General features: G+C 65.3%; 16 protein-coding genes and 3 pseudogenes. 12 read left to right on the plus strand and 7 right to left on the minus strand.

Features of this window, described 5'->3' with window-relative positions; all coding sequences use genetic code 11:
• Positions 1-32: 32 nt before the first annotated feature.
• From QO058_RS14380 to QO058_RS14430, 11 genes and pseudogenes are all read left to right on the plus strand, one after another.
• Positions 33-314, plus strand: coding sequence for a helix-turn-helix transcriptional regulator (locus QO058_RS14380; RefSeq protein WP_284172751.1), 282 nt, complete (start codon positions 33-35; stop codon positions 312-314).
• 21 nt (positions 315-335) lie between these two features.
• Positions 336-1470, plus strand: a pseudogene (locus QO058_RS14385) (replication initiator protein A).
• Complete coding sequence (gene parA, locus QO058_RS14390; RefSeq protein WP_284172753.1) at positions 1467-2105, plus strand: ParA family partition ATPase; 639 nt, start codon at positions 1467-1469, stop codon at positions 2103-2105. Before QO058_RS14385 ends, parA begins: the two are co-directional and overlap by 4 nt.
• Positions 2102-2356 carry a hypothetical protein gene (locus QO058_RS14395; protein ID WP_284172754.1) on the plus strand — a complete coding sequence of 85 codons (255 nt, stop codon included), beginning with the start codon at positions 2102-2104 and terminating at the stop codon, positions 2354-2356. The genes parA and QO058_RS14395 overlap by 4 nt, the downstream gene beginning before the upstream one ends.
• Positions 2353-2871: a DUF2840 domain-containing protein gene (locus tag QO058_RS14400; RefSeq protein WP_284172756.1), complete on the plus strand. Its 519-nt coding sequence runs from the start codon at positions 2353-2355 to the stop codon at positions 2869-2871. The genes QO058_RS14395 and QO058_RS14400 overlap by 4 nt, the downstream gene beginning before the upstream one ends.
• Positions 2868-3413 carry a S26 family signal peptidase gene (locus tag QO058_RS14405; RefSeq protein ID WP_284172757.1) on the plus strand — a complete coding sequence of 182 codons (546 nt, stop codon included), beginning with the start codon at positions 2868-2870 and terminating at the stop codon, positions 3411-3413. Before QO058_RS14400 ends, QO058_RS14405 begins: the two co-directional genes overlap by 4 nt.
• 68 nt (positions 3414-3481) lie before the next feature.
• On the plus strand, positions 3482-3817 hold the full coding sequence (locus QO058_RS14410; protein ID WP_284172905.1) for a DUF736 domain-containing protein: 336 nt from the start codon (positions 3482-3484) through the stop codon (positions 3815-3817).
• Positions 3818-3819: 2 nt separating this feature from the next.
• Entirely contained in the window at positions 3820-4584 is a 765-nt protein-coding gene (locus QO058_RS14415) for a lytic transglycosylase domain-containing protein (protein ID WP_284172759.1), read from the plus strand.
• Between the two features lie 243 nt (positions 4585-4827).
• Complete coding sequence (locus QO058_RS14420) at positions 4828-6564, plus strand: relaxase/mobilization nuclease domain-containing protein (RefSeq protein ID WP_284172761.1); 1737 nt, start codon at positions 4828-4830, stop codon at positions 6562-6564.
• Between the two features lie 21 nt (positions 6565-6585).
• Positions 6586-8201: pseudogene (locus QO058_RS14425) on the plus strand (conjugal transfer protein TraG); the annotation flags it as partial.
• Positions 8202-8277: 76 nt separating this feature from the next.
• Complete coding sequence (locus QO058_RS14430) at positions 8278-8637, plus strand: hypothetical protein (RefSeq protein WP_284172763.1); 360 nt, start codon at positions 8278-8280, stop codon at positions 8635-8637.
• Positions 8638-8777: 140 nt separating this feature from the next.
• Here QO058_RS14430 and QO058_RS14435 read toward each other — a convergent pair whose 3' ends face one another.
• Positions 8778-8996 (minus strand): hypothetical protein, encoded by a 219-nt coding sequence (locus QO058_RS14435; RefSeq protein WP_284172764.1) that lies wholly within the window; start codon positions 8994-8996, stop codon positions 8778-8780.
• The gene (locus tag QO058_RS14440; protein ID WP_284172766.1) at positions 8969-9868 is read right to left on the minus strand and encodes an SGNH/GDSL hydrolase family protein; all 900 of its coding nucleotides are present in this window, start codon (positions 9866-9868) and stop codon (positions 8969-8971) included. The genes QO058_RS14435 and QO058_RS14440 overlap by 28 nt, the downstream gene beginning before the upstream one ends.
• 331 nt (positions 9869-10199) lie before the next feature.
• Between QO058_RS14440 and QO058_RS14445 the strand changes: the two are divergent.
• Positions 10200-11584, plus strand: a pseudogene (locus tag QO058_RS14445) (IS1182 family transposase).
• 196 nt (positions 11585-11780) lie between these two features.
• Here QO058_RS14445 and QO058_RS14450 read toward each other — a convergent pair.
• The 5 genes from QO058_RS14450 to QO058_RS14470 form a co-directional block, all read right to left on the minus strand.
• The gene (locus QO058_RS14450) at positions 11781-13130 is read right to left on the minus strand and encodes an HlyD family type I secretion periplasmic adaptor subunit (protein ID WP_284172767.1); all 1350 of its coding nucleotides are present in this window, start codon (positions 13128-13130) and stop codon (positions 11781-11783) included.
• 50 nt (positions 13131-13180) lie between these two features.
• Positions 13181-15334: a calcium-binding protein gene (locus tag QO058_RS14455; RefSeq protein WP_284172768.1), complete on the minus strand. Its 2154-nt coding sequence runs from the start codon at positions 15332-15334 to the stop codon at positions 13181-13183.
• On the minus strand, positions 15313-15864 hold the full coding sequence (locus QO058_RS14460; protein WP_284172769.1) for a hypothetical protein: 552 nt from the start codon (positions 15862-15864) through the stop codon (positions 15313-15315). Before QO058_RS14460 ends, QO058_RS14455 begins: the two co-directional genes overlap by 22 nt.
• Positions 15861-17657: a type I secretion system permease/ATPase gene (locus QO058_RS14465; protein WP_284172770.1), complete on the minus strand. Its 1797-nt coding sequence runs from the start codon at positions 17655-17657 to the stop codon at positions 15861-15863. The genes QO058_RS14460 and QO058_RS14465 overlap by 4 nt, the downstream gene beginning before the upstream one ends.
• A gap of 85 nt (positions 17658-17742) precedes the next feature.
• Positions 17743-23376 (minus strand): beta strand repeat-containing protein, encoded by a 5634-nt coding sequence (locus QO058_RS14470; RefSeq protein WP_284172771.1) that lies wholly within the window; start codon positions 23374-23376, stop codon positions 17743-17745.
• Positions 23377-23442: the final 66 nt, after the last annotated feature.

Consider the following 23442-nt stretch of genomic DNA (forward strand, 5'->3'; position numbering starts at 1 on the left):
CGGCCTCAGCGAACACCACGGAGGCCCGATCCATGCGACCCGATCTCGCCGTTTTGCCGCCGCGCTTCCTGCGCACCAAGGAAGCCGCGCACTTCCTCAGCCTCTCCGCCCGCACGCTCGAAAAACATCGCACCTACGGAACCGGCCCGGCCTATCGCAAGCTCGGCGGCCGCGTCGTCTATGCGGTCGATGACCTGCAGGCCTGGACCGATCGCGGCGCCGTCACCTCGACCTCTGATCCGCGCGGCACGGTGTTGCCTGCCAAGCGCCATGAGCCCGCACCCACTGCCCACACCGGCCGCTACGCGCGCTGATCGGCGCAGCCTCCCCTCACGATGACGGCGCGGCATCGCCTGATCTCGGAGCGCGGGCAGCTCGATCTGTTCCACGCGCTTCCTGGCGACTTCGCGCCCCGCGACGCGCAGGATCTCATGGCCTATCCGTTCTTTTCCCTTTCCAAATCCCATCGCACCGCTCCGATCGACTTCGCCGCCGGCGACGTCTCAATCCGCGTCGAAGCGGTGCCTGATCATGGCATGGCCACGATCTGGGACGCCGACGTCCTGATCTGGGCGGCGAGCCAGATCGTCGAGGCTCGCGACGCCGGGCTGCGCACCTCGCGGCTGATGGCCGCGACGCCTTATGAAATTCTCAACTTCATCGGCCGCGGCGTCAGCGTTCGGGACTATCAGCGGTTGAAGGCGGCGCTCGATCGGCTCCAGTCCACCACCGTGGCGACCTCAATCCGCCAGTCCGCGGAAGGCCGCCGACATCGCTTCTCCTGGATCAACGAATGGCAGGAGCGCACCGACCCCGATGGAAAGCCGGCCGGGATCGAGCTGATCGTCCCTGACTGGTTCTATCGCGCCATCCTCGACGACGCGCTCGTGCTCACCATCGACCGGGCGTATTTCGATCTGACGGGCGGGCTCGATCGCTGGCTCTATCGCCTGGTGCGCAAGCATGGCGGCAAGCAACGCGATGGCTGGCGCTCGATGTCCGCCATCTCCACCAGAAGTCCGGCAGCCTCTCCCCGTTCAAGCGCTTTGCCTTCGAGCTGCGCGAGATCATCCGGCGCCAGCCCTGCCCGGCTACACGCTCTTCACCGAGGTCGAGATCGGTGGGCGCGTGCTGCTCGCCTTCGAGCCGGTGCCAGCCCGGGAGCCTGTGGAAAGCCTCGTGCTATCGGGAACCCGGACTATCGTGCCATCGGGAACCGCAGGCTCGTGCTATCAGGAACCCAAACAGGGCTTAAGTCATGGCAATCAAAGCCGAAATCGCGCCCTTAACTTAGAATCTAACTTAGAATCTAACTCTAAGGGAGGCGCGCGCGACGCAAACGACGTCGCCGACGGCCACCGCGAGACCTCATCCAAGCCGCTCTCAGCCCCTCCCGTCGATACGTCTTTCCGCAAATCCGGCTCTGCAGCTTCCAACGGCGTCGAGGCCCGGCGGGGAGAGTCGTCATGATCGTCGCGCTCCTCAATCAGAAGGGCGGCGTCGGCAAGACGACGTTCGCGCTGCATCTCGCTGGCGAATGGGCCGCTCGGGGAAAGCGCGTCACTCTGATCGACGCCGACCCGCAAGGCTCGGCGCTGGATTGGTCGCAGCAGCGCGCTCGCGAGGGGCTTCCGAGGCTCTTCGGTAACGTCGGCCTGGCACGCGACACGCTGCATCGCGAAGCGCCGGAGCTGGCGCGCGATGCCGACCACATCGTTATCGACGGGCCGCCTCGTGTCGCCGGGCTGATGCGCTCGGCGCTGCTCGCCGCCGATCTGGTGCTGATCCCAGTGCAACCCTCGCCCTTCGACGGCTGGGCCTCAGCCGAGATGCTGGCGCTGCTCGGCGAGGCGCGGATCTATCGCCCGCAGCTCGCCGCCCGCTTCGTGCTGAATCGCTGCGGCGCTCGCACCGTCATCGCCCGTGAGACGGCCGAGACGCTGGCCGATCACGATCCACCGCTGCTGGCGTCGACCGTCGGTCAGCGCGTTGCCTTTGCCGACGCCGCGCAATCCGGCCGGCTGGTTTCCGAGCTCGACCAAGACAGCCCCGCTGCCCGCGAGGTCGCCGCACTCTGCGACGAGATCGGGAGGATCGCGCCATGATCGAGCGGTCTGCCAAGCGCAGTTTCGCCGCGCGTCCCGCCGATCCCGAGAGCTGGATCAAGGCGCCTGATGCGCCCTCCCCGCGCGGATCGGCCGACGGCGGCTTCAGCGCCAGGCTGACCATCGACGTCACGCCGGACCTGCGCGGGCGCATCAAGATCACCGCCTTCCAGCGCAGCGTCACCGTCGCCGACATGTTGCGCGACCTTCTCGCGCGCGAATTCCCACCCGCCGACGGAGACCCCTCATGACCGGCAACGCGGCGCGCCACGCCCGCGGCCGTCCGCTGCCGGACGGCCCAGCGCCCTTCACCACGCTCGTCGACCTGACCTGGCGACAGAGACAGATCGAGCACTGGATCAGGTTCGGCGCCAAGAGCTACGAACAGATCCTCGACCGCCACCGCAGCGTCGTCGGCTTCGCGCCAAACAGCGTCTTCGCCTTCGTCCGCTGGGCCGCCAACGAGCACGGCACGATCATTTCGCGCATGGACATAGTCCGCGCGGTTCGTCGCGGCGAGCCGTTGCAGACGCTGCCCTTCGTGCGCCCCGGCGGTGAGATTCTCGTGAAGGCGGAATCCTGGCCGACCGTCGAACGCGTGCTTCAGCACATCGATGCGATCGAGGCGCTCGGCATCGAGCCCGCCGACGTCGACCCCGATCATTGGCGCCATCTCCACAACCGCCTGCGCGCCGGCGAGCCACCCTCCGCCTATACGCCCGCCCGCCACGAAGCCTGGCTGATGCGTCGGAGGGTCAGGCCATGATCCGCTCCGGATTGATCCTCTGGACCGCGCTCGGCGTGCTTGGCGTGAGCTATCCCGCCGTCACGCCGATGCCGGTCAAGCTGATCTGGAACGCATCCGCCAGCGCGCCGATCGGCTTCAATACGATCGAGCGCAGCGGCCCGTTCGCAGTCACAGATCTTGTCGCCGTCGACGCGCCCGAACCGCTCGCGACGTTCCTCGCCGAACGCGGCTATCTGCCGAAAGGCGTGCCGCTCCTGAAGCGCATTCTTGCGGTCGCCGGCCAGACCGTCTGCCGATCCGGCCTTGCGATCACCGTCGATGGCACCGAGGTCGGCGCGGCTCTCGAACGTGATCGCGCCGGTCGCGATCTGCCGGACTGGCAGGGCTGCAAGCGCATCGCGACCGGCGAGGCCTTCCTGATGAACGGCCATGTCCGCGACAGCCTCGACGGTCGCTATTTCGGCCTGACTTCCACCGACCAGATCATCGGCCGTGCGGTCCCCTTGTGGACCGACGAGGACGGCAACGGCCGCTTCCAATGGCGCTCGCCGACGCGATGAGCGCGCGCCCGCGCCGCGCCGCCCGCGCGGCCGGCTTCAACTCCACGGCACAGACAGGGAGCCCTTCCATGGCACAGATCGGTCATTTCTCGCGCACGCTGTCCGGCTATTCCGGGCGCATCCGTACGCTCTCGCTTGATCTCGAACTGACCTTCGTTCCGGTCGACGACATCGATGTCGAGAACGCGCCGGCTTACCGCATCCATCTCGGCGACGAAGACGGTCCGGAAGTCGGCGCGGGCTGGAAACACATGGGCGAGCGCGCCGGCGCATTCGTTTCCGTCGTGCTCGACGATCCTGTTTTCCGCCAGCCCATCCGCGCCCGCCTGTTCCAGTCGGACGAGGACGGCCGCGACTGGGGTCTGCACTGGACGCGCCAGAAGAAGCGCGGCGAGCAGGACTGACCATGGCCGATTTCTGCAGCCCCGACAGTTCCCGCGGGTGCGGCGTTTCCCGCTGCACCGCGCTCCTCCTCCTTTCCGGCCTGGCCCTCAGCATTGCGCCGAGCCTCGACGTCATGGCGCACGCGCGGTCGCCCGAACGTGCATCGGCGCGCCATGCCTTCGCCGATCAAATCGCCGAGGCATCGCAGCGCTTCGGCATTCCGCAGCGCTGGATTCTCGCCGTGCTCCAGGCAGAGAGCGCAGGCTCTGTGCGCGCCGTCTCGTCGGCCGGGGCGATGGGATTGATGCAGCTCATGCCCGCCACCTGGGCGGAACTTCGCGACCGCCATCGCCTCGGCCGCGATCCCTTTGCCCCCCGCGACAACCTCCTCGCCGGCACCGCCTATCTGCGCGAGATGTGGGACCGCTACGGCACTGTCGCCGCCATGCTCGCGGCCTACAATGCCGGTCCCGCCCGCTACGACGAGCACCGCGCGAAAGGTCGCCCGCTTCCAGCCGAAGCCCGTACCTATGTCGCTTTGCTCACCCCAGCTCTCGGCGCTGAGCGACCCTCGAAGGCCGCCTCATTGGTAGCGCCACCGTCCGATTGGCGCGAAGCGACGATCTTCGTTGCGCGCGACGACAACACGAGCGGCGCGGCGATCGCGCCACTGCATCGCTCCGCGACCGACGCATCGTCGCCCGTTCCGTCGCAAACCAATGTCGCCGCGAGACCGCAGCCGGAAGCACTTTTCGTGGCACGCAACGCGCCTGCACTGCGGCCATGAGCATCGGGAGCGGGTTTCGCATTGTGTCGGGCTCCAGCGCACCAGGGAGGGCACGGAGGCTGGAGCCAGGCGCCTCAACCGCTCGATGGCAGGATAAAAGGGCGCACCTTGCGCTTCGGTCGGACGGTTGTTTTTGCTCGGGATTTTGGCGCGCTCCGCACATTGCGGGCCTTCAGCGCAATGTGCGCCGCAACCCCAAGTCTTTGTCTCTGCGAGACATTTTGCACGTTGCGGAGCCGCGCCATGGCCGATGAGCGCGAGTTTCGTATTCGTCCTGGGCGCATCCGCTCGCCCCGCGCGCAAGCTGCGCGGCCCTTCATCGCGCAGGCGCTTGCCGCGGCGAAGAAAGCCGGCGGCGGCATCGCGCGATCGGGCCGGATCGTGCCCGGCAATCGCTCTAGCTTCGGTCATGGCCAGCGCGCCAGCATTCAGGCCAACCGGCTCATCACCGCGCGCTCGCGTGGCGCCGTCGTCAAAGCACGCGTCGTCAGGCATGCCGCGCGCACAGCGCCGCTTGGCGCACATCTCACTTATCTCCGCCGCGACGGCGTGACCCGCGACGGAGAGAAGGCGCGGCTGTTCGGTCCGGAAACGGAGAACGCGGATGCCGGCGCCTTCGCCGCGCGCTGCGAAGGCGATCGGCACCATTTCCGCTTCATCGTCTCGCCCGACGACGCGCCTGAGATGTCGGACCTCAAATCCTTCACCCGCGATCTCGCCAGGCAGATGGAAAAGGATCTGGCTACCCGCCTCGACTGGGTCGCGGTTGATCACTGGAACACCGAACATCCGCATGTCCATCTGATCGTGCGTGGCATTCGCGAGGACGGGCAGGACCTCGTCATCGCGCGCGACTACATCAAGGAAGGCATGCGCGATCGCGCGCGCGATCTCATCACCCAGGAACTTGGACCCCGCACCGATCTCGATATTCGCCGCACGCTCGAGCGTCAGATCGGCGCCGAGCGCTGGACCCAGCTTGACCGCCAGCTCGTGCGCGACGCGCGCGACACCGGCGTCATCGATCTCGCGCCGAGCGCTGATCGTCAGCCGGACGAATTCGCCATGTTGAAAATCGGCAGGCTGCGCAAGCTCGAAGCGCTTGGCCTTGCCGATCGGGTCGGACCTGGACAGTGGGTGATCGACGAGAAGGCCGAGGCGACGCTGCGCGAGCTCGGCGAACGCGGCGACATCATCAAGCGCATGCACCGGGCGCTGACGGAAGGTGGGATCGAGCGCGCCTCCGCTAGCTACGTGCTGGCCGGTGAGAGGCTCGACACGCCTGTTATCGGGCGGCTTATCGCGCGCGGCCTCGACGACGAGCTGAATGGCAGCGCCTATGCCGTGATCGACGGGGTGGATGGCCGCACCCACCACATCAAGCTCGCCGATCTCGACGCCGCCGGCGACGCGCCGGGCTCGATCGTCGAGCTGCGCAGGTTCGACGATGCGCGCGGCCAACGCCGCGTCGCACTCGCCGTGCGCTCCGACCTCGATCTGGGCGCACAGGTGACGGCATCCGGCGCGACCTGGCTCGACCGCCAGGCGACCGCCCGAGAGCCGTCGCCGCTGTCGGACGGCGGCTTCGGCGCCGAGGTCCGTCAGGCCCTGGAGCAGCGGGCCGATCATCTGGTCGCCGAGGGCCTCGCCGAGCGGCAGCGCGGCCGGATCGTCTTCGTCCGCAACCTGATCGCCACTCTGCGCCAGCGTGAGCTCGAGGCGCTCGGCGGAAAGGTCGCCGGCGAGACCGGCCTGCCGTTCAACAGGGCCGGAAGCGGCGAGTTTGTCGCCGGCACCTATCGCCAGCGCTTCGCGCTCGCCTCCGGCCGCTTCGCCATGGTCGACGACGGCCTTGGCTTCCAGCTCGTGCCTTGGTCGCCCTCGCTCGAAAAGCAGCTGGGGCGCCACGTCTCCGGCATCGCCCGCACCGACGGCGGCATCGACTGGAGCTTTGGCCGCAAGCGCGGCCTCGGCCTCTGATGATCACTGGAAGGACCCGGTATGTCCGCAACCAAGATCCTGTGGGGACAGATCCTCACCGTCTTCGCCATCGTGTTGATGACGACCTGGACTGCGACGCAATGGACCGCGTGGAGGCTCGGCTTCCAGGCACAGCTCGGCCCGCCCTGATTCGAGCTCGCCGGATGGCCGGTCTACTATCCGCCGGCCCTCTTCTGGTGGTGGTATTTCTACGAAGCCTATGCGCCGGGCATCTTTGTCGAAGGCGGGCTGATTGCCGTCTCCGGTGGCTTCCTGTCCATTGCCGTCGCGATCGGCATGTCCGTCTGGCGCGCACGGGAGGCCCAGAACGTCGAGACCTATGGTTCGGCGCGCTGGGCCGAGAAGAACGAGGTGAATGCCGCGGGGCTGCTCGGCCCCGACGGCGTCGTGCTCGGGCGCTATGAGCGCCACTATCTCCGACACGATGGACCTGAGCATGTGCTGTGCTTCGCGCCCACCCGTTCGGGCAAGGGCGTCGGCCTCGTCATTCCCTCGCTCCTGACCTGGCCGGGCAGTTCGATCGTTCACGATATCAAGGGCGTGAACTGGCAGCTAACCTCCGGCTTCCGCGCAAAGCATGGCCGCGTCCTGCTGTTCGATCCGACCAATGCGAAGTCTTCCGCTTACAATCCCTTGCTCGAGGTGCGTTGCGGCGAGTGGGAAGTCCGAGACGTCCAGAACATCGCCGACATCCTGGTCGATCCCGAAGGCAGCCTCGAAAAAGGAACCACTGGGAAAAGACCAGCCACGCTCTGCTGGTCGGCGCGATCCTCCATGTCCTCTACGCGGAGGAGGACAAGACGCTCGCCGGCGTCGCCGCCTTCCTCTCCGATCCGAAGCGGCCGATCGAATCCACCCTCGCTGCCATGATGAAGACCGCGCATCTCGGTGGTGCCGGTCCCCATCCGGTGATTGCCAGAGCGGCCCGCGAATTGCTCAACAAATCCGACAACGAGCGCTCGGGCGTGCTCTCCACCGCGATGTCCTTCCTCGGTCTCTACCGTGATCCGGTCGTCGCCGCGGTGACGCGGCGCTGCGACTGGCGCATCGCCGACATCGTCGGCGGCGAGCGGCCGGCGACGCTCTATCTCGTCGTGCCGCCCTCCGACATCAATCGGACCAAGCCGCTCATCCGCCTGATCCTCAACCAGATCGGCCGTCGCCTCACGGAGGACCTGAGCGCAGGCAGTGGCCGTCATAGGCTGCTCTTGATGCTCGACGAGTTTCCAGCGCTTGGCCGCCTCGACTTCTTCGAGAGCGCCTTGGCCTTCATGGCGGGCTACGGCCTCAAGAGTTTCCTGATCGCCCAGTCGCTCAATCAGATCGAGAAGGCCTACGGGCCGAACAATTCCATCCTCGACAACTGCCATGTCCGCGTCAGTTTCGCCACCAATGACGAGCGCACCGCCAAGCGCGTCTCCGATGCGCTCGGCACGGCGACCGAAATGAAGGCGATGAAGAACTATGCCGGCCACCGGCTGTCGCCCTGGCTCGGCCATCTCATGGTCTCGCGCTCGGAAACCGCCCGCCAGTTGCTGACCCCCGGCGAGATTATGCAGCTTCCGCCGGCCGACGAGATCGTCCTGGTCGCGGGCGTACCGCCGATCAGTGCGAAGAATCTCACGGCGAGGGGTTGACGCGTGAGGCGGCCTTGCGCCGGGCTACGTTTGCTAAATTTGCTAGGGAGTGAGCGTGAACGAATTGCAGAACGCTGTGTTGGGCTGCCGCACTCTGTTGGCATTCGCCTTTCCCATTACTGCTGCAACCGCCGCTGTGCCAAATATGACCTGTAAGGCAGAGAGGGGCGTGGCAGGGCCGGAGGGACGGCCGCATGAGGTGACCGATATTTTCCGGGTAGCAGATGGCCGGCTGTACCACCGATGGAGCGACCGAGAGGAGTACTTCTACAATCACATCGTGGAGGTCGAATTCAGGCGCTACGCGTCGGGCCACATGGTGTTCGTGATGGCCTATGACGGGCGCCGTAGCTACGTCGTGATTGCCGCGCCCACCGACTGGCGCGTCGTCTACCTAGACTGTAAACCCGCCTAGACCGAGCATTCACGGCGTGCTCGTCTTCAAGCAGCGCCGGATTCTCGCGGGCCCTTTATTTGTTTGGCCCACGCTCTACATGTCCCGACAGGGAGGAATCGGCATGAACGAGCTGAAAGTGGGCATCAAATACGGACGGCTCACGAAGCAGAGACGAAGCGCACCAGTTCGTCGTCGGTGATCAGCGTCAACGGCAGATCAAAGACCTCGCGCAGGCGCATGACAAGCGATTGTGCCCAGAGCGCATTCCACACCAGACCGGCGTGGTCATCAGCCAATACCGCATTGCTCGGCTCATCACCGATGGTGTTGGTGATACGCAGCTTCCCGCCTACGACAACCGCTCTATATTTCGGCATGCCGTCGGGCTCACGCATCCCCCAAAGGTTACGAAACCAGCCCCCAAGTCGAAGAAGCCGAGGCGAGCATCAGTGCTGGCCAACTCGCGCAATCGCGCGTTGAAGTCGTCAAAAGCGGTCTGAATGTTGGCGACGGCGACGGCAGAGCGGTATTTGCCGAACGCTCCAGGTTCATTCATCTCATTGTCCACGCCAACTAACAAAATGCGGGTGTCTGGATGCCTGGCATGGATCAATCTTACGGCGGCAGCGATCTGTTCCACGCAATGGGCCGCCGCAGCGCGGACCCTGGGCGCCTTGGGATCGCGCGCCTGGTCATCCAGTACCGCTGACCAATCATTGTTGCCGATGCGGATGACGACGACACCGCTGCGCCAGCGCCCGGGATCGTGGTCCATCAGTTCCACCAGCTGCGATACCTGACCAAGGCGCTGTAGCGCCCCTCCCATCAAACTGTTGCAGGAGGCGCCGGAACGGGCGAAATTATAAAGGTAATCCTCCTTTCTTGGCGTCCGGCCGGCCTGCAGCCCGATTGCGCTACGCAACCAGGCCACTTGGCCAGGCTGTCCCCACCGTACCCAAGGCCCCGGATTGAGCTCATTGCCGCGCAGGCGCGCCAACACCTCGGTCCACTGGAAGGTCCGGGCGCGAAAGGTACCGCCACGGTCGGCAGAACCCGGGGGAAAGCTCAGGCTGTCTTGATAGGAATGACTGCTGGAATCACCCATCACCGCCAGCGCAATCGTGGTGGGAGGCGAACTGTCGGCGGGCACGTCGCCGCCCCACAGAACCAGAATGGCCAGGCCAAAAGCAGCAAGCGCAGCTATCAGGCCAAGCGCTCGCGTCGGCCTGCGGACCGTGACGGTGGCCAAATCCGTTTTCATCTGTGTGAGGCCCGAGTTTCTTCCGTTTTGAAATGAGAGCGTTCTCCGACTGTCTTTTGCACTCAATTGTAACGTAACTCTGATCGGAAAACTCCGAGTGCGGTACGAAGCATTGGAGGGATAGAGTGCCCTTTTTGTCGCTGAATGACCCGATCGACGTAGCTCGTGCGCAGGCAGCAATGGGCGCCGCTTGGGATAAAGTTCGGGTTTCCCTCAATGACAACGCCAATGCCGGTTCATGGCGGATACCGTTGAAAAAGTCGGCGTTGCTGAGGTGGTGAAGTCCTGATTCAGTCGTCTTCGGATGGAGGACGACGCGATGATGGGCGAGCGGCAGATAGCGCAGGAGGCGCTGTTCTACGAGTTCAGCCTGGAGCGTCATGTTCCGGCTGATCACTGGGTGCGCGCCATCGATCGGTTTGTTGATCTCTCCGAGATCCGCACGCATCTGCGCCCGTTCTACAGCGAGATCGGCCGGCCTTCGGTCGATCCTGAACTGATGATCCGGATGCTGCTCATCGGCTATTGCTTCGGCATCCGCTCGGAGCGGCGCCTTTGCGAGGAAGTGCATCTGAACCTGGCCTATCGATGGTTCTGCCGGCTCGGGCTCGAAGGCGACGTCCCGGATCACTCGACCTTCGAAGAACCGGCATGGCCGCTTCCGGGACAGTGATCTCCTGCGCGAACTGTTCGAGACGACGGTTCGGCGCTGCATCGCGGAAGGGCTCGTCGGCGGCGAAGGCTTTGCGGTCGATGCCAGCCTGATCCGGGCCGACGCCAACAAGCAACGCTCGGCGGAAGCGTCCGAGCCGGTCGATTGGGACGATCTCGCCCGGACGCGCCGCTCTGTCCGCGAGTATCTCGACACCCTGGACGAAGCCGCCTGGGGCGCGGCCAGCGAGGCGAAGCCGAAGTTCGTCTCGCGCTCCGATCCGGCGGCGCAATGGACCGGAGCCCTGAAGGGCCACGCCTTCTTCGCTTACGCCACCAACTATCTGATCGACCTCGACCACGCCGTCATCGTCGATGTCGAGGCCAGTCGCGCCATCCGGCAGGCTTAAGGTCGGCTCGGCCCGAACCATGATTGAGCGAACCCAGGAACGCTTCGGCCTCTGGCCGGCCAGGCTCGCCGCCGATAGCGCCTACGGCTCGGCCGAGAACCTCGCCTGGCTGGTGCATGAGCGCGGGATCGAGCCGCATATCCCGGTCTTCGACAAATCCCAGCGCAGCGACGGCACCTTCAGCCGCTCCGACTTCGCCTATGACCACGCCCGGGATCTCTACATCTGCCCGGGCGGGAAGGAGCTCCATCAGTATCGCCGGCGCTTCGGCCTCAGTCGCGAGGGTGTCGATCCCGAGGGCTTCATGCGCTACCGCGCCAGCGAGTTCGATTGCGACGCCTGCTCGCTGAAGCCCCAGTGCTGCCCAAACACGCCACCCCGCAAAATCCTGCGCTCGATCCACGAGGGTGCCCGCGACATGGCCGGGGACATCGCGCAGACCGACGCCTATGTCACCTCGCGCCGCGAGCGAAAGAAGGTCGAGATGCTCTTCGCCCATCTCAAGCGCATCCTAAAGGTCGATCGGCTACGGCTGCGCGGACCGAACGGCGCCAGAGACGAGTTCCACCTCGCCGCCGCAGCCCAGAACCTCAGGAAGCTCGCAAAGCTCCTGCCGAACGGACCGCAGTTCAGGCTTGCGTGACGGAGCCAGGCTCCACGCCACTAAATCCGCTCCGCACCTGCACCGATCTCTGACCGACTTTTTCAACGACATCGGCCCATTGCGGACGTTCGGCATGTCCGCTTCCGGATGGTCCCAGTTTGGCGCGGGCAGGAGCGCGCCGGCAATTTTTCACGCTGCTTTACGCTGCTCCAGCTCGCTCCCAGGTGAATGGAACTCAGCGCTCCAGGAACATCCGGCTCGCATGGTCGGTGAACGGCTTGGTCAGGAACGAGAGCGCCTTGCGCTCTTCGGTGGTGATCATCACCTCGACCGGCATTCCCGGCAGGAGCTTGCGGTCGCCGAGCACCGCGATATCCCCTTCGATCTGGACCTCGGACGTATAGTAGTTTTGGCCGGTCGCGGCATCTTTGGTGGTGGCCGGCGAGACATGGCTGACCCTGCCGGGGATTTCGGGCGTCGTGTTGCGGTTGAAGGCTGAGAACCGCAGACGCGCGGCCTGACCGGTTTTGACCTGGTCGATATCAGCCGGTGCGATACGCACCTCGATCGTCAGCTTTACCCCGGCGGGAACGATGGTGGCGAGCCGCGCCGCCGGCGTGATGACGCCGCCGATGGTGAAGATCGTCATCTCGTTAACCGTCCCGGCGATTGGGGAGCGGATCTCGGTGCGTGACAGCCGGTCTTCGCCGGCGACGCGGCGGTCCTGCAACTCCGACAACTTGGCTTCGACCAGACGCAGTTCGCGCTGCGCCTCCGTCCGCGCGGTGTCGTTGATGGAGATGATCTGCAGCCGGGTTTCGCTGATGCGAAGCTTGGCACGCGCGAGCGTCGCCTCGATCTCGCCGCGCTCGCCGAGGAGCCGCGCCCATTCCCGGTTGACGTTGAAGACCTTGGAGCCGTCAATATAGCCCTTCTGGAAGAGCCCGAGAAATTTCGTACGCTCCATCTCGACGAGCCTGAGCTCCTCGGATTTGGCGACATGGCGCGCTTGAAGCCCCTTGATCTCCTCTCCTGACTGGACGATGCCGATCTCGAGCTGCTCCTTGCGGCTTTCCCGATTGGTTCGGTTCCCCTCGAACAGACGCGTCTCGCCCTTGATGATCTCAGCGGCCTCCTCGGAATAGGCGGCAAGAGGGGAAGGGAAATCGACCTTGTCGAGACCGTCACGCTCGGCGACCAGCCTGGCGCCGCGGGCAAGATGCTCCGCCAGCTGAGAGCGGACGATCGACAGCTCCGCGCGGGTCTGGACGTCCTCGAGCTGGAACAGAACCTGGCCCTCGCTGACGCTGTCGCCCTGCCTGACCGCGATCGACCGGATGATGCCGCCGTCGCGATGCTGCACCTCCTTGAGGTTCTGATCGACTTTGACCATTCCCTGACCGAGAACCGCGCCATTGAGATTGGCCGATACAGCCCAGCCGCCGAATCCGACCACGAGCAGCAACGCCAGCGCCATGCCGGAGACAATGTGCGGACCGAGGCTGAAATCGGCCCGCCCTTCGGCCGCGCGGGCGCTTTTCTGTGCCTTGGCGAGGAGCTTGGCGTCGAAATTTTGGGCATTCATGACACGAACCCTCCCGGCGCCATAGCGAGCGGCGACCACACCACGCCAGATCAGTAATAATACAATTTGTGAGCACCATAGATTTCGATCGAGAAATCCTTCTCGTCCTGCTGCGCGACGAAGACATCGACAAAGGTCCTGTCGTCCTCCCCGACCTTTTCGATGCGGAAGCGGAACGGGCGTCGGTCCTCGTCGGTGCCGTTATAGGTTTCGTTGAACGGATCGATCTCGGTGCCGCCGGCCTCGGCGTCGGAATGGACCTGATAGTGCTTGACGATGATGCGGTCGCCCTCCTCAAGATCGAGGATCTGGTGGATCAGGTCGTTATTGGCGGGAGCAGACACGTCGAACTCGAACCGGTCCTCGCCCTTGCCGCCCGTCACCGTCGCGCCCTTCGAGCCCACGATGAAGTGATCGTTTCCCTCGCCGCCAATCAGGGCTTCGAAATCGAGAACCGTGTCCTCCCCGATCTCGATGCCCACGGCCCTGTTCTCCGTCAGGTCGACGGTTACGCCATCGCTCGTCTGGGACAGATCGAGGGTGTCATGCCCCTCATCGCCATCGAGGCAATCGTCTTGCTGATCCGGTGATGCAATCACGATATCGTTGCCCGATCCCGCTCTGACCGTATCGCGGCCCACTCCTCCATCGAGGATATCGTTCCCCTTCCCGCCGTCGACGATGTCATCGCCCTCCGTGGCGTGGACAACGTCGTCGCCATCGCCGCCCTCGACCTTATCGTCGCCGGATCCGGCGAACACGACGTCATCCCCCTCGCCAGCGTCGACCGCGTCGTCGCCTTCCCCGGCTTTGACGACATCGTCCCCGTCCCCTGCATCGATCTCGTCGTCGCCCGTGCCGGCATCGATGACATCATCGCCATCGCCGCCCCGGGCCTCGTCGTTGCCGGCACCGGCGAGCAAGGTGTCGTTGCCTTCGCCGCCATCGGCCAGGTCGTCGCCATCCCCGGCATCGACGAGGTCGTCGCCCCGACGACCGACGAGAACGTCGTCACCAGCCCCGCCCGAAAGCGTGTCGTCACCGTCGCCCCCGTCCAGACGATCGTCCCCCGCCTCGCCGAAGAGGGTATCGTCGCCCTCCTCGCCGAACAGAAGGTCGGCTCCGGCACCCGCCCTCGCGACGTCGTCGCCCCCGCCGAGCCGCATGACATCGCGTCCGGCGCCGAGTTGAACAAGTTCGACGCCGGCGCCGCCAAGTACCGTATTGTTGCCATCAGCGGCACTGACGCGGTTCAGGCCGTTCCCGACAGAGATGATGTTATCGCCCGATCCACCGTCGATCTCGCCGTCGCCATCGCCGGTCGCGATGATGTCGTCGCCGGGACCGCCGGAGATAATGTTGTCGCCAGGGCCGCTGCGGATATGGTCGTTGCCCGGGCCGCCATGCAGCTCGTTGTCGCCGGCACCGCCGTCGATTGCATCGTCGCCGGCCTCGCCGAGGATCGTGTCGTTGCCGTCGCCGCCCGAGAGTTCGTCGTTCCCCAGGCCGCCGACGAGAAGGTCGTCGCCAGCTTCGCCGAACAGGCGGTCGTCGCCGTCCTCGCCGTAAAGGCGGTCATTGCCGGCGCCACCGAAAAGGACGTCCATGCCGGTGCCGCCATAGACGACGTCGTTACCGGCGCCGGCGTAGACGATATCGTTGCCGGCACCCGCTATGATGTGGTCGTCGCCCGCGCCGCCATGCACGATGTCGTTGCCGGCCCGCGCATCGACGGTGTCGTTCCCATCGCCGGCCCTGATCAGGTCGGCGCAGTCCGTGCCGGTGAGCACGTCGTCGCCGGCGGTGCCGTTCAGCTCCAGGACTTCGACCACCCGGAGCAACGCGACTTGCGAGACGGTCGCGATGCCATCGGTCACGCCGTAGCTCACGGAGACGGGGCCGTAATATCCGGCGGCCGGCCGGTATTGCCAACCGCCTTCGGCCAGTTCGATCGTGCCCGACGACACCTGCAGGTTGCGGACCGTCAGCGGATCGGCGTCGGCATCCGACGCGCCCACAAGCAACCCCGCCGCTGTCAGTAGCATCGTCTGACAGGCACCGATCTCGCCAAGCTGGACCGATCTCGCCAGGCGTGGGGATCTGTTACGGGCCGTCGGATCCTGCGGTCCAACCGGATCGGGATCGAGCCCGTCAGGAGGATCATGCGGTTTGGGAACGACGATCACCGGGTTGAAAGGCGCCACGACGACCGGCGGCCGCGCCCCGCCCCCTCGATCGGGACAAGATGGGGGCTGCTCGACACGCGCGCGCCACCGATCGTCTGCGAGCCCTCCGCGGTAAAACGGTTGTCGTTGCTGACCCGGTCCATGCCGAATGCGATAGTTTCGCGCACGAAGGGCTGCAGGGGCAGCTGCTCATAGTCGATCGGCGGCGAGTCGATGCCGAGGAAATCCGCCAGCCCCGGCACCGGATCGCTCGCCGCGCCCGAGCCGGGTTCGTTCTTCTCCTCGGGAATCGAACCGGTTTCGTCCAGGTCGCCCTGCGGCTCCACCTCACCGACCGGCTGGGGCGCGGCCCCACTGTCAACCGGGCCTGGCTCCGGTTCGGCCTGTGTCGAGGTCAGCGAGCGCAGATAGGCGGCGACCGCCAGAACGATCACCACGAGAGCGGCCGGCCAGCGTGACGGCGCGGGCTCTTCCTGCGCCTTCCGGTAAATCTCCTCGGCCGAGGGTGCGGAGTTCTGAGCGGGCTTGAGCGCCTTGACCTCGATCATGCTGTCACTCTCCTGAGCGAGCCGGCGCCCGCATCGATCTCGCTGGCGGCGGGCAGGCGTGGTTCGACCGGAACATCGGTCCCGCCGGGTGCGGGCTGCCTCTGCACGGGGTTGAGGATGGTGTCCCTGGGACCGAAGCCGGTAAGCTTGCCGCCCTGCACGACGCCGAGGAGATCGACCGCGACCAGTGCGCTCGGCCGGTGGGCGACGATGATCGCTATGCCGCCGCGCGCCTTGATGCCTTCTATCGCCCTCGTCAGGGCTGCCTCGCCCTCACTGTCGAGATTGGAGTTCGGCTCGTCCAGCACGACCAGGAAGGGATTGCCGTAGAGCGCGCGGGCCAGGCCAATGCGCTGGCGCTGGCCGGCCGAAAGCGCGGTGCCCTGCGGGCCGAGCTGCGTCTGATACCCTTCCGGCAGCTTCACGATCATGTCGTGGATGCCGGCTGCGGTCGCTGCGGCCACGATGGCCGCCGGGTCGAGATCGGGCGCAAGCCGCGAGATGTTATCGCCGATGCTTGCGTCGAGCAGGCTCACCTCCTGCGGCAGATAGCCGAAATGGCGGCCAATCGCATCCTCGGGCCACTGCTCCAGATTCGCGCCGTCGAGCCGAACCGAGCCGCGCAGGCACGGCCAGATGCCGGTGAGCGCGCGAACCAGGGTGGTCTTGCCGCCGCCGCTGAGGCCGATGATGCCAAGTGCCTTGCCCGCGGTCAGCTCGAAACTGACCTCGCTCAGCAGCACCTGGCCGGATCCCGGCGCGGCGACCGTGATGCGATCGACCCCGAGGGATCGGTGCGGTGCGGGCAGCTCCATCGGCTCGACCGCCTTGCTCAGCGCCACCACGGTCTCGCCCAGCCGCCCGAAGGCGAGGCGCGCGGCGACGAAGGATTTCCAGTTGCCGATCGCCTGATCCACTGGCGCGAGCGCCCGCGCAGAGGCGACCGACGCGGCGATGATCGCGCCCGCGGAAAGCTCGCCCTTTATGGTGAGGAAGGCGCCGAGGCCGAGGGTCGCCGATTGCAGGATCATGCGCAGGACGCGCGCGACCGCTCCGAAGGTCCCGCCGAGATCGCTGGAACTGGTCTGCAGCGCCAGATGCTCGCGATTCAAACGGTCGAAGCGTGCCACCGCGCGGCCGGAGAAGCCCATGGCCCGCACGACCTCGGCGTTGCGGGCATGGGTCTCGGCCATCGCATTGCGGGCGATCGCAGCCTGGCGCGAGCTGTTGCTCAGCCTCCGCGCCAGAATCTCGCTCAGGAGCGTCAGCAGGGTCAGCACCACGGCGCCGGCCAATGTCAACGCGCCCAGCCAAGGATGCAGGAAATACACGAAGGCCAGATAGAGCGGGATCCAGGGCAGGTCGAACAGGGTCGCCGGCCCTTGGCTGCCGAGAAAGCCGCGCACCGTGTCGACGTCGCGGCCGCGCTCGAGTGCCTCCGTGCTGGAGAAGCCGAAACGCGGCATATCGAGCGCGACGCGATGGGCGAGCGGCGCGATATCCTTATCGAGGCGCGCGCCGATCCGGATCAGGACCTGCGACCGGACAATGTCGAAGCCGCCCTGGAATAGATACAGGCCGATTGCGAGCACGGAGAGGGCGGCGAGCGTCTGGATACTGCCGCTGGTCAACGCGCGGTCATAGACCTGCAGCATATAGAACGAGCCGGTCAGCGCGAGGATGTTGATCAAGCCGGAGATCAGGAACAGGAACAGTGCGACCTGGCGGAAATCCCGGGTCAGCACGGCTCCGTCGCGTTTGCGGGCTTCGGTGAGACGGGCAGAGGAGGCCATGGCGGCGCGCCCTTGATCTTAGCGGTGACGGAAAGTGGAGAAGGCGGGCGGACCACGCGGCCCGCCCGCCGGCCTTCGTTCGCATTCACAAGACGAAGTTGTTTGCGGTCAGGTTGTGGCTGCCCTTCAGCTCGATGCGGAACTCCTCCGCCGCGTCGCCGCTGACATTGCCGCTCACGATCGTGTAGGCGACGCCGTCCCGCTCCTCATAGGACACCATCAATTGTGCCGCCGCAGTGAAGGCGGACCCATTGAAGAGCGTGAAGTTCTGGTTGCCCGCCACTGCACCATTAGCATCGATGCCGGACAGATCGACGAGGTCTCCGGGTTGGAAGTCGAGGATGGTATCGCCATCCGCGCTCTCGACATCGGAGAAGCGGAAGACGTCATCGCCGGCGCCGCCCTCCATCACGTTCACCGCGTGACCTGCGGTGATCGTGTCGTTCCCGGAGCCGGTCGCGACGTTCTCGATGTGCCACAGCGTGTCACTGCCGCTCGGGCTGCTAACGGCGCTGCCGCGCCCCAACATGCCGTTGCCGAGATCCACCGTCAGATTGGCGCTGATCGCCGACAGGTCGAGCGTGTCGACACCGTTGCCGCCGTCGATCTCGTCGCCGTAGTAGGTATCGTTGCCGTCGCCCACCTCGCCGACGAACAGGTCGTTGCCGGCCCCGCCGAAGGCAGCGTCATCGCCTGCTCCGGCATTGATGACGTCGTTGCCGCCCTGGCCGAAGAGACGGTCGGCTCCAGCCTCGCCATGGATCAGGTCGTTATCCGCTCCGGCGAAGACATGGTCGTCGCCCGAGCCGCCATGGACCGTATCGCGACCCGCGCCTCCCTCGACGAAATCGGCGCCATCGCCGCCGGAGATCGCATCGTCCCCGGCTTCGCCGACGAGGACATCGTCACCGGCCAGGCCGATGATGCTGTCGCCGCCGCTCGTGCCGAGCAGGACATCGCCCGAGGCCGTCCCGACCCGGACGTTGCTGCCACCCGTCGGCGTGGGAGCCGGCGTGCCCGCCTCGTCGTCGTCGTCATCGTCGCAATCATCATGGTGGTCGTGGTCGTCCTCGTCGTCGTCATCCTCGTCGTCCTCACCGACCTGCGGACTGTCGCCGACGGTCGTGTAAGTGATGCTGCTCTCGCCGTTGGTCAGCGTGGTGACGCCGTTCGCATCGGTCGTGCTCTCGTAGTCTGCCAGCGTCGCGCCGTTTGGCAGCTCGATCACATCCTCCGGACGCAGCGCGCCGATGATGGTGTCGTTGCCGCCGTTTGAGCGGAACACGATGCGATGGGCCGAAGACAAGGCCGAGATGTCGATCGTGTCGTCGCCGGCATTGCCGTCGATCGTGATCGTGTTGAGGCGCAGGCTCGTGGTCGAGAAGTCGCCGATGATCTCGAAGTTGTCGTTGCCGGCGCCTCCGGCAGACCCCGAAGGATCGGTGCCGTTGATCCGGATTTCTTCGATCTCGCTGAGTTCGGCGATCACCGAAGCGGCATCGGTGCCGTTGCGGGTAACGACGATCTCGGTGGCCGCCAGCAGCACCGCTGCCGGATTGAGCGCCGCGAATGCGGCCTTCGTGTAGATGCGGTAGGTTTCGGCCGAGGCATTGCCCACGATCGAGAAGGTATCGCCGGCCGCCCCTTCGGTGCCGCCATTGACCACATCCTTGCCATCGGTCGGCGCCGCCGCATTGGCGTTCCAGACGACGGTGTCGTCGCCGGCATCACCGTTGATGGTATCGACCCCGCTATTGGGACCGAGCGCCACCACCAGATTGTCGATGTGGAAACTCTCGCCGGCTTCGAACCCACCTGCCGAGACAAAGCGGATCGCCGTATGGGCCGGGTTGAGAGGCGCCGAGAAAGTGTTGGTGCCGGTGCCGCCCAGGGCCATCCCAAGCGTTTCCCAGTTCGTGCCGTTCAACGCCTGGACGGTGACCGTCTCGCCGGCATCCAGACCGATCGACTGGTAGTCGAAGGAGAGCGTCGGTGCGGTTGCGCCGTTGAGGTTGATCGCCCGCTGGATGGTGTCGTTGTTGTCGGTGCCCGCGGCAAATGTCAGTCGACCGCCGGTGATGAGGATATCGCCGCTGCCGGCCGCGTCATTGTCGCCGGTTTCGTCCCAACCAGCGGCAAAGGCGAAGTTGCCATTATTGTTGGTGTAGGAAACGGTACCGAAGTTATCGACCATGCTGCCGGTCGTCGCCGAGACACCGCCCGAGAGCGTGTCGTTGCCGTCCCCGCCATTGAGCGTATCGGCTCCTTCATCACCATTGATGACGTCGTCGCCGCCGGCACCGCTCAGGGTGTCGTTGCCGCCGAGGCCACTGATGGTATTGGCTGCCGCATTGCCAGTGATAATGTTTGCGGCGGCCGTGGGGGTGCCGAAGTTGGCCGGAGCCGCTGCGGCGAGCGTGAAGTCCGACTGATCGACATTGGCGTTGGTGATGCCATTGAGCGTGATCGTGCCCTGTATCGCGGAAGCAGCACCATTTTCACGGATGGTGATGACGGTGTTGCCGGCGACCGTCGATTCAAACACCCGGTTGGCAAAGGTCAGTGCCGTTACGCCCAGACCGCTGAGGTCGATGCGGTCCTGGGTAGCGGGAGTGCCGCCGGCCGCATCGAAGCTGGCGATCGTGTCATTGCCGAAATTGGTAGCGTTGTAGACGATGGTATTGACCCCGCCACCCACATCGATGGTGTCGTTGCCGGCGCCACCGATGATCGTGTCATTGTCGTCGCCGCCATTGAGCGTGTCGTTGCCGTCGCCGCCGTCGAGCACGTCATTGCCGTCATTGCCGGTCAGCGTGTCGTTGTTGGCACCGCCAAAGAGCTGGTTGGCCGAACCATTGCCGACAAGGACGTTGATGGCAGCATTGCCCGTGCCGTTGATGGCGTCGCCACCCGTAAGCGTCAAGTTTTCAAGGCCCGCCGACAGCGTGTAGCTGATCGAGGACTGGACGGTATCGACATCGGCCGGCAGGCCAGTGCCCTCATTGACCACGTCGCCGACATCGTCGACGACATAGGTGTCATTGCCCTCGCCGCCGATCATGGTGTCGGCACCGAGGCCACCCCGGAGGATGTCGATGCCGCCGAGCCCGCTCAGCGTATCGTTAAGGTCGCCGCCGGTGATGTCATTGTTGCCGGCATTGCCGGTACCGACAAAGACGTCGGCATCGCCGCCCCGATAGACGAGGTTTTCGACATTGGCCATGGCCGCCAGGGACAGTTCGGCCATGAAGGTTTCGACCGTATCCGTACCTTCCCCGGCAGCTTCCACCACCACGTCGAGCAGGTCGTCGACGCCATAGGTGTCATTGCCGAGGCCGCCGACGAGCGTGTCGCCGCCGCCCGCCCCGACGAGGTCGAGAACATCCGGATCGCCGGTATCGCGGGCATCGAGGTCGTCATTGCCCGCGCCGCCGACGAGGAGGTCGTCGCCGAGGCCGCCGACGAGATCGTCATTGTCGCCGCCGCCGAAGATCAGGTCATTGCCGAGACCGCCGGTAATGGCGTCATTGTCCCCGTCCTCGCCGGCGATGAAATTATTGGCGGTGGAGGCCGCGAGGCTGACGGTGCGCGTCCCGCCGGTCGGATCTGCCCGGCTGACGGCATAGTCGCCGAGCAGCTGGTAGCCATTGAAGAATGCGCCATTGAAGTTGATGAGCTCGATGCCCGTCTCCGCAGTGGTGCCGCTATGGTGGCCATTCACGGTGATGGACTGCTGCGTTCCGGTAGGCAGCGTGTAGTTGATCACCAGATTGCCGTTCGCGGTGCCCGTATTGCTGTCGAAAGCATTGAGCGCATTGATGGTCAGGATTGGCAGGCCATCGATGTCAAAGCCAGTGCCGGGCGCAAGGATCGAGATCTTGTCTGCCGTGCCTGCGCCCACGCCGCCGGCTTCGTTGATGACGTCATTGCCGTCACCGAGGCCGAACGAATAGGTGTCGTTGCCCAGGCCACCATTGAGCGTGTCGCCGGCAACCGCACCGCTGCCGACAGTGGTGCGGGTGATGGCGAGGTTGTCGATCGAAACAAACTCGGTGGCCTCCAGCGTGTTGACCTCAAAGCGGATCGCCGCGTTTGCCGTGAACGGGCCCGTGCCAAAGAGAGTGAGGTCGATATTGCGCGCTGTCAGGGATGACGTGCTGTTGATGGTGTCGACCAGGACGAAGTCGGTACCGTTGCGCGAGAAGTAGACGGTGACGGCGTCATTGTCGGCCCCACCATCAAGGTTGTTGCGAGCGACCGTGTAGGAGAGCGTCGACTCAGTCGCATTGGCGAGATTGACGGTACGCTGGATCTGGGCGCCGTCCCCGGCATTGAACCGCAGGGCGTCCTGGCCATCGTCCAGTCGAATCTGGCCAGCGGTCGGGCTGCCATTGGGCAGGTTGCCATCGTTGGCTTCCACCCAGCTCGACGTCCAGGCTGTGGTGCCGTTGGAGTTGTTGAACTGGCTGGAATTGAAGTTGTCCTGAAAGGTCACGGTCGTCACGGCAGCGACCGCGCCATCGGCGCCGCCCACCAGGATATCATTGCCGCCATTGCCGTTGAGAACGTCGGAACCGGCAAGGCCGAGGATCAGGTCGTCGGCCGCCGTTCCGTTGAGCACGGGCTGGTTGAGCGGAGCCGCACCCTGCGGGGCAAGGCCATTGTCGCTATAGGGCGTGCCCACGATGATGTTGAGCGCGCCGCCGCCGGCGAATTCCACCTTTTCGATGTTGCGCAGCTTGTCGGTGCCATCGAGCGAGTCTTCGACGGCATGCGAAACGACGATCTGCCCATCCGCCGTGGCTGAGAAGGCATATTCGCCGCGGGCGCCCTGGAACCGCGCGATGTCCACGTCGCCGCTCGTCGTGTCCGTCTTGATCGTACGGACGATGCCGAGTTGGCCGGGATTGATCGAGCCGTTGAACATGCTCGCGGCCAGCGTCGTCATGCTGTTGTGATAGGCGATCGGCGTGCCGGTCCGCTCGGTGGTCGCATAGACGGCGATCTGCACGTCAAGCCACTTGTCGCCGTCGATGATGTCATCGCCGGCATTGCCCTGGATGATGTCGCTGCCGTCGCCGCCGAGGATGATGTCGCCGGCATTGAAGACAACGGTGCCAGCCGCCATTGCGGTGACCTGGGCAGGAGTGAGACCCAGGACTTCGGCAAGGCCGGCGATCAGCGCCAGGCTTTCCTTGGTCAACTGGCTGCCCCGATAGCCTTCCTGGCCGGTCGTTCCGTCAGGGGCATTGGGGTCGAAGGGCAGGCGTTCCGAGCCCAGGGCATTGGAGCCGCCGAGCACGTCGTTGAATTTCGAGCCCGACAAACCTTCCATGGATGCATATTCATCGAGGGCGGCATTCGCCGGCAGCGTCGGGGCTTCGTCGAAGATAATGGGCCGCGACAGGTCGGCATTGACGCCGAAAGTGCTGTCCTTGTAGGTCGCCCAGTCATAGCCCGACATGCCGGCCATTTTGCCGCGGCCGGTGCTGCCCACCATGATGTCGTCGCCGCCTTCGCCGATGAATTCGTCGAAGCCGCCATCGCCGAGGAACACGTCGTGTCCGTCGACGCTGTCATGGGCGAAGATCTCGTCGAAATTGTCGCCGGGGGCGCCGTCGAAGGTGCCGGTTTCGATCCAGTCGTCACCCTCGTTGCCGAGAATGCGTTCGGCATTGCGGTTGCCATAGATGAAGTCGTTGCCGGTGCCGGCGAACACTTCCGAGCCCATGTCGGTGCCGAGGAAGATGAAGTCCTGGCCCTCATTGCCCATGACGAGGTCGAG

This window comes from Bosea vestrisii (assembly GCF_030144325.1).
GTDB lineage: Bacteria > Pseudomonadota > Alphaproteobacteria > Rhizobiales > Beijerinckiaceae > Allobosea > Allobosea vestrisii_A.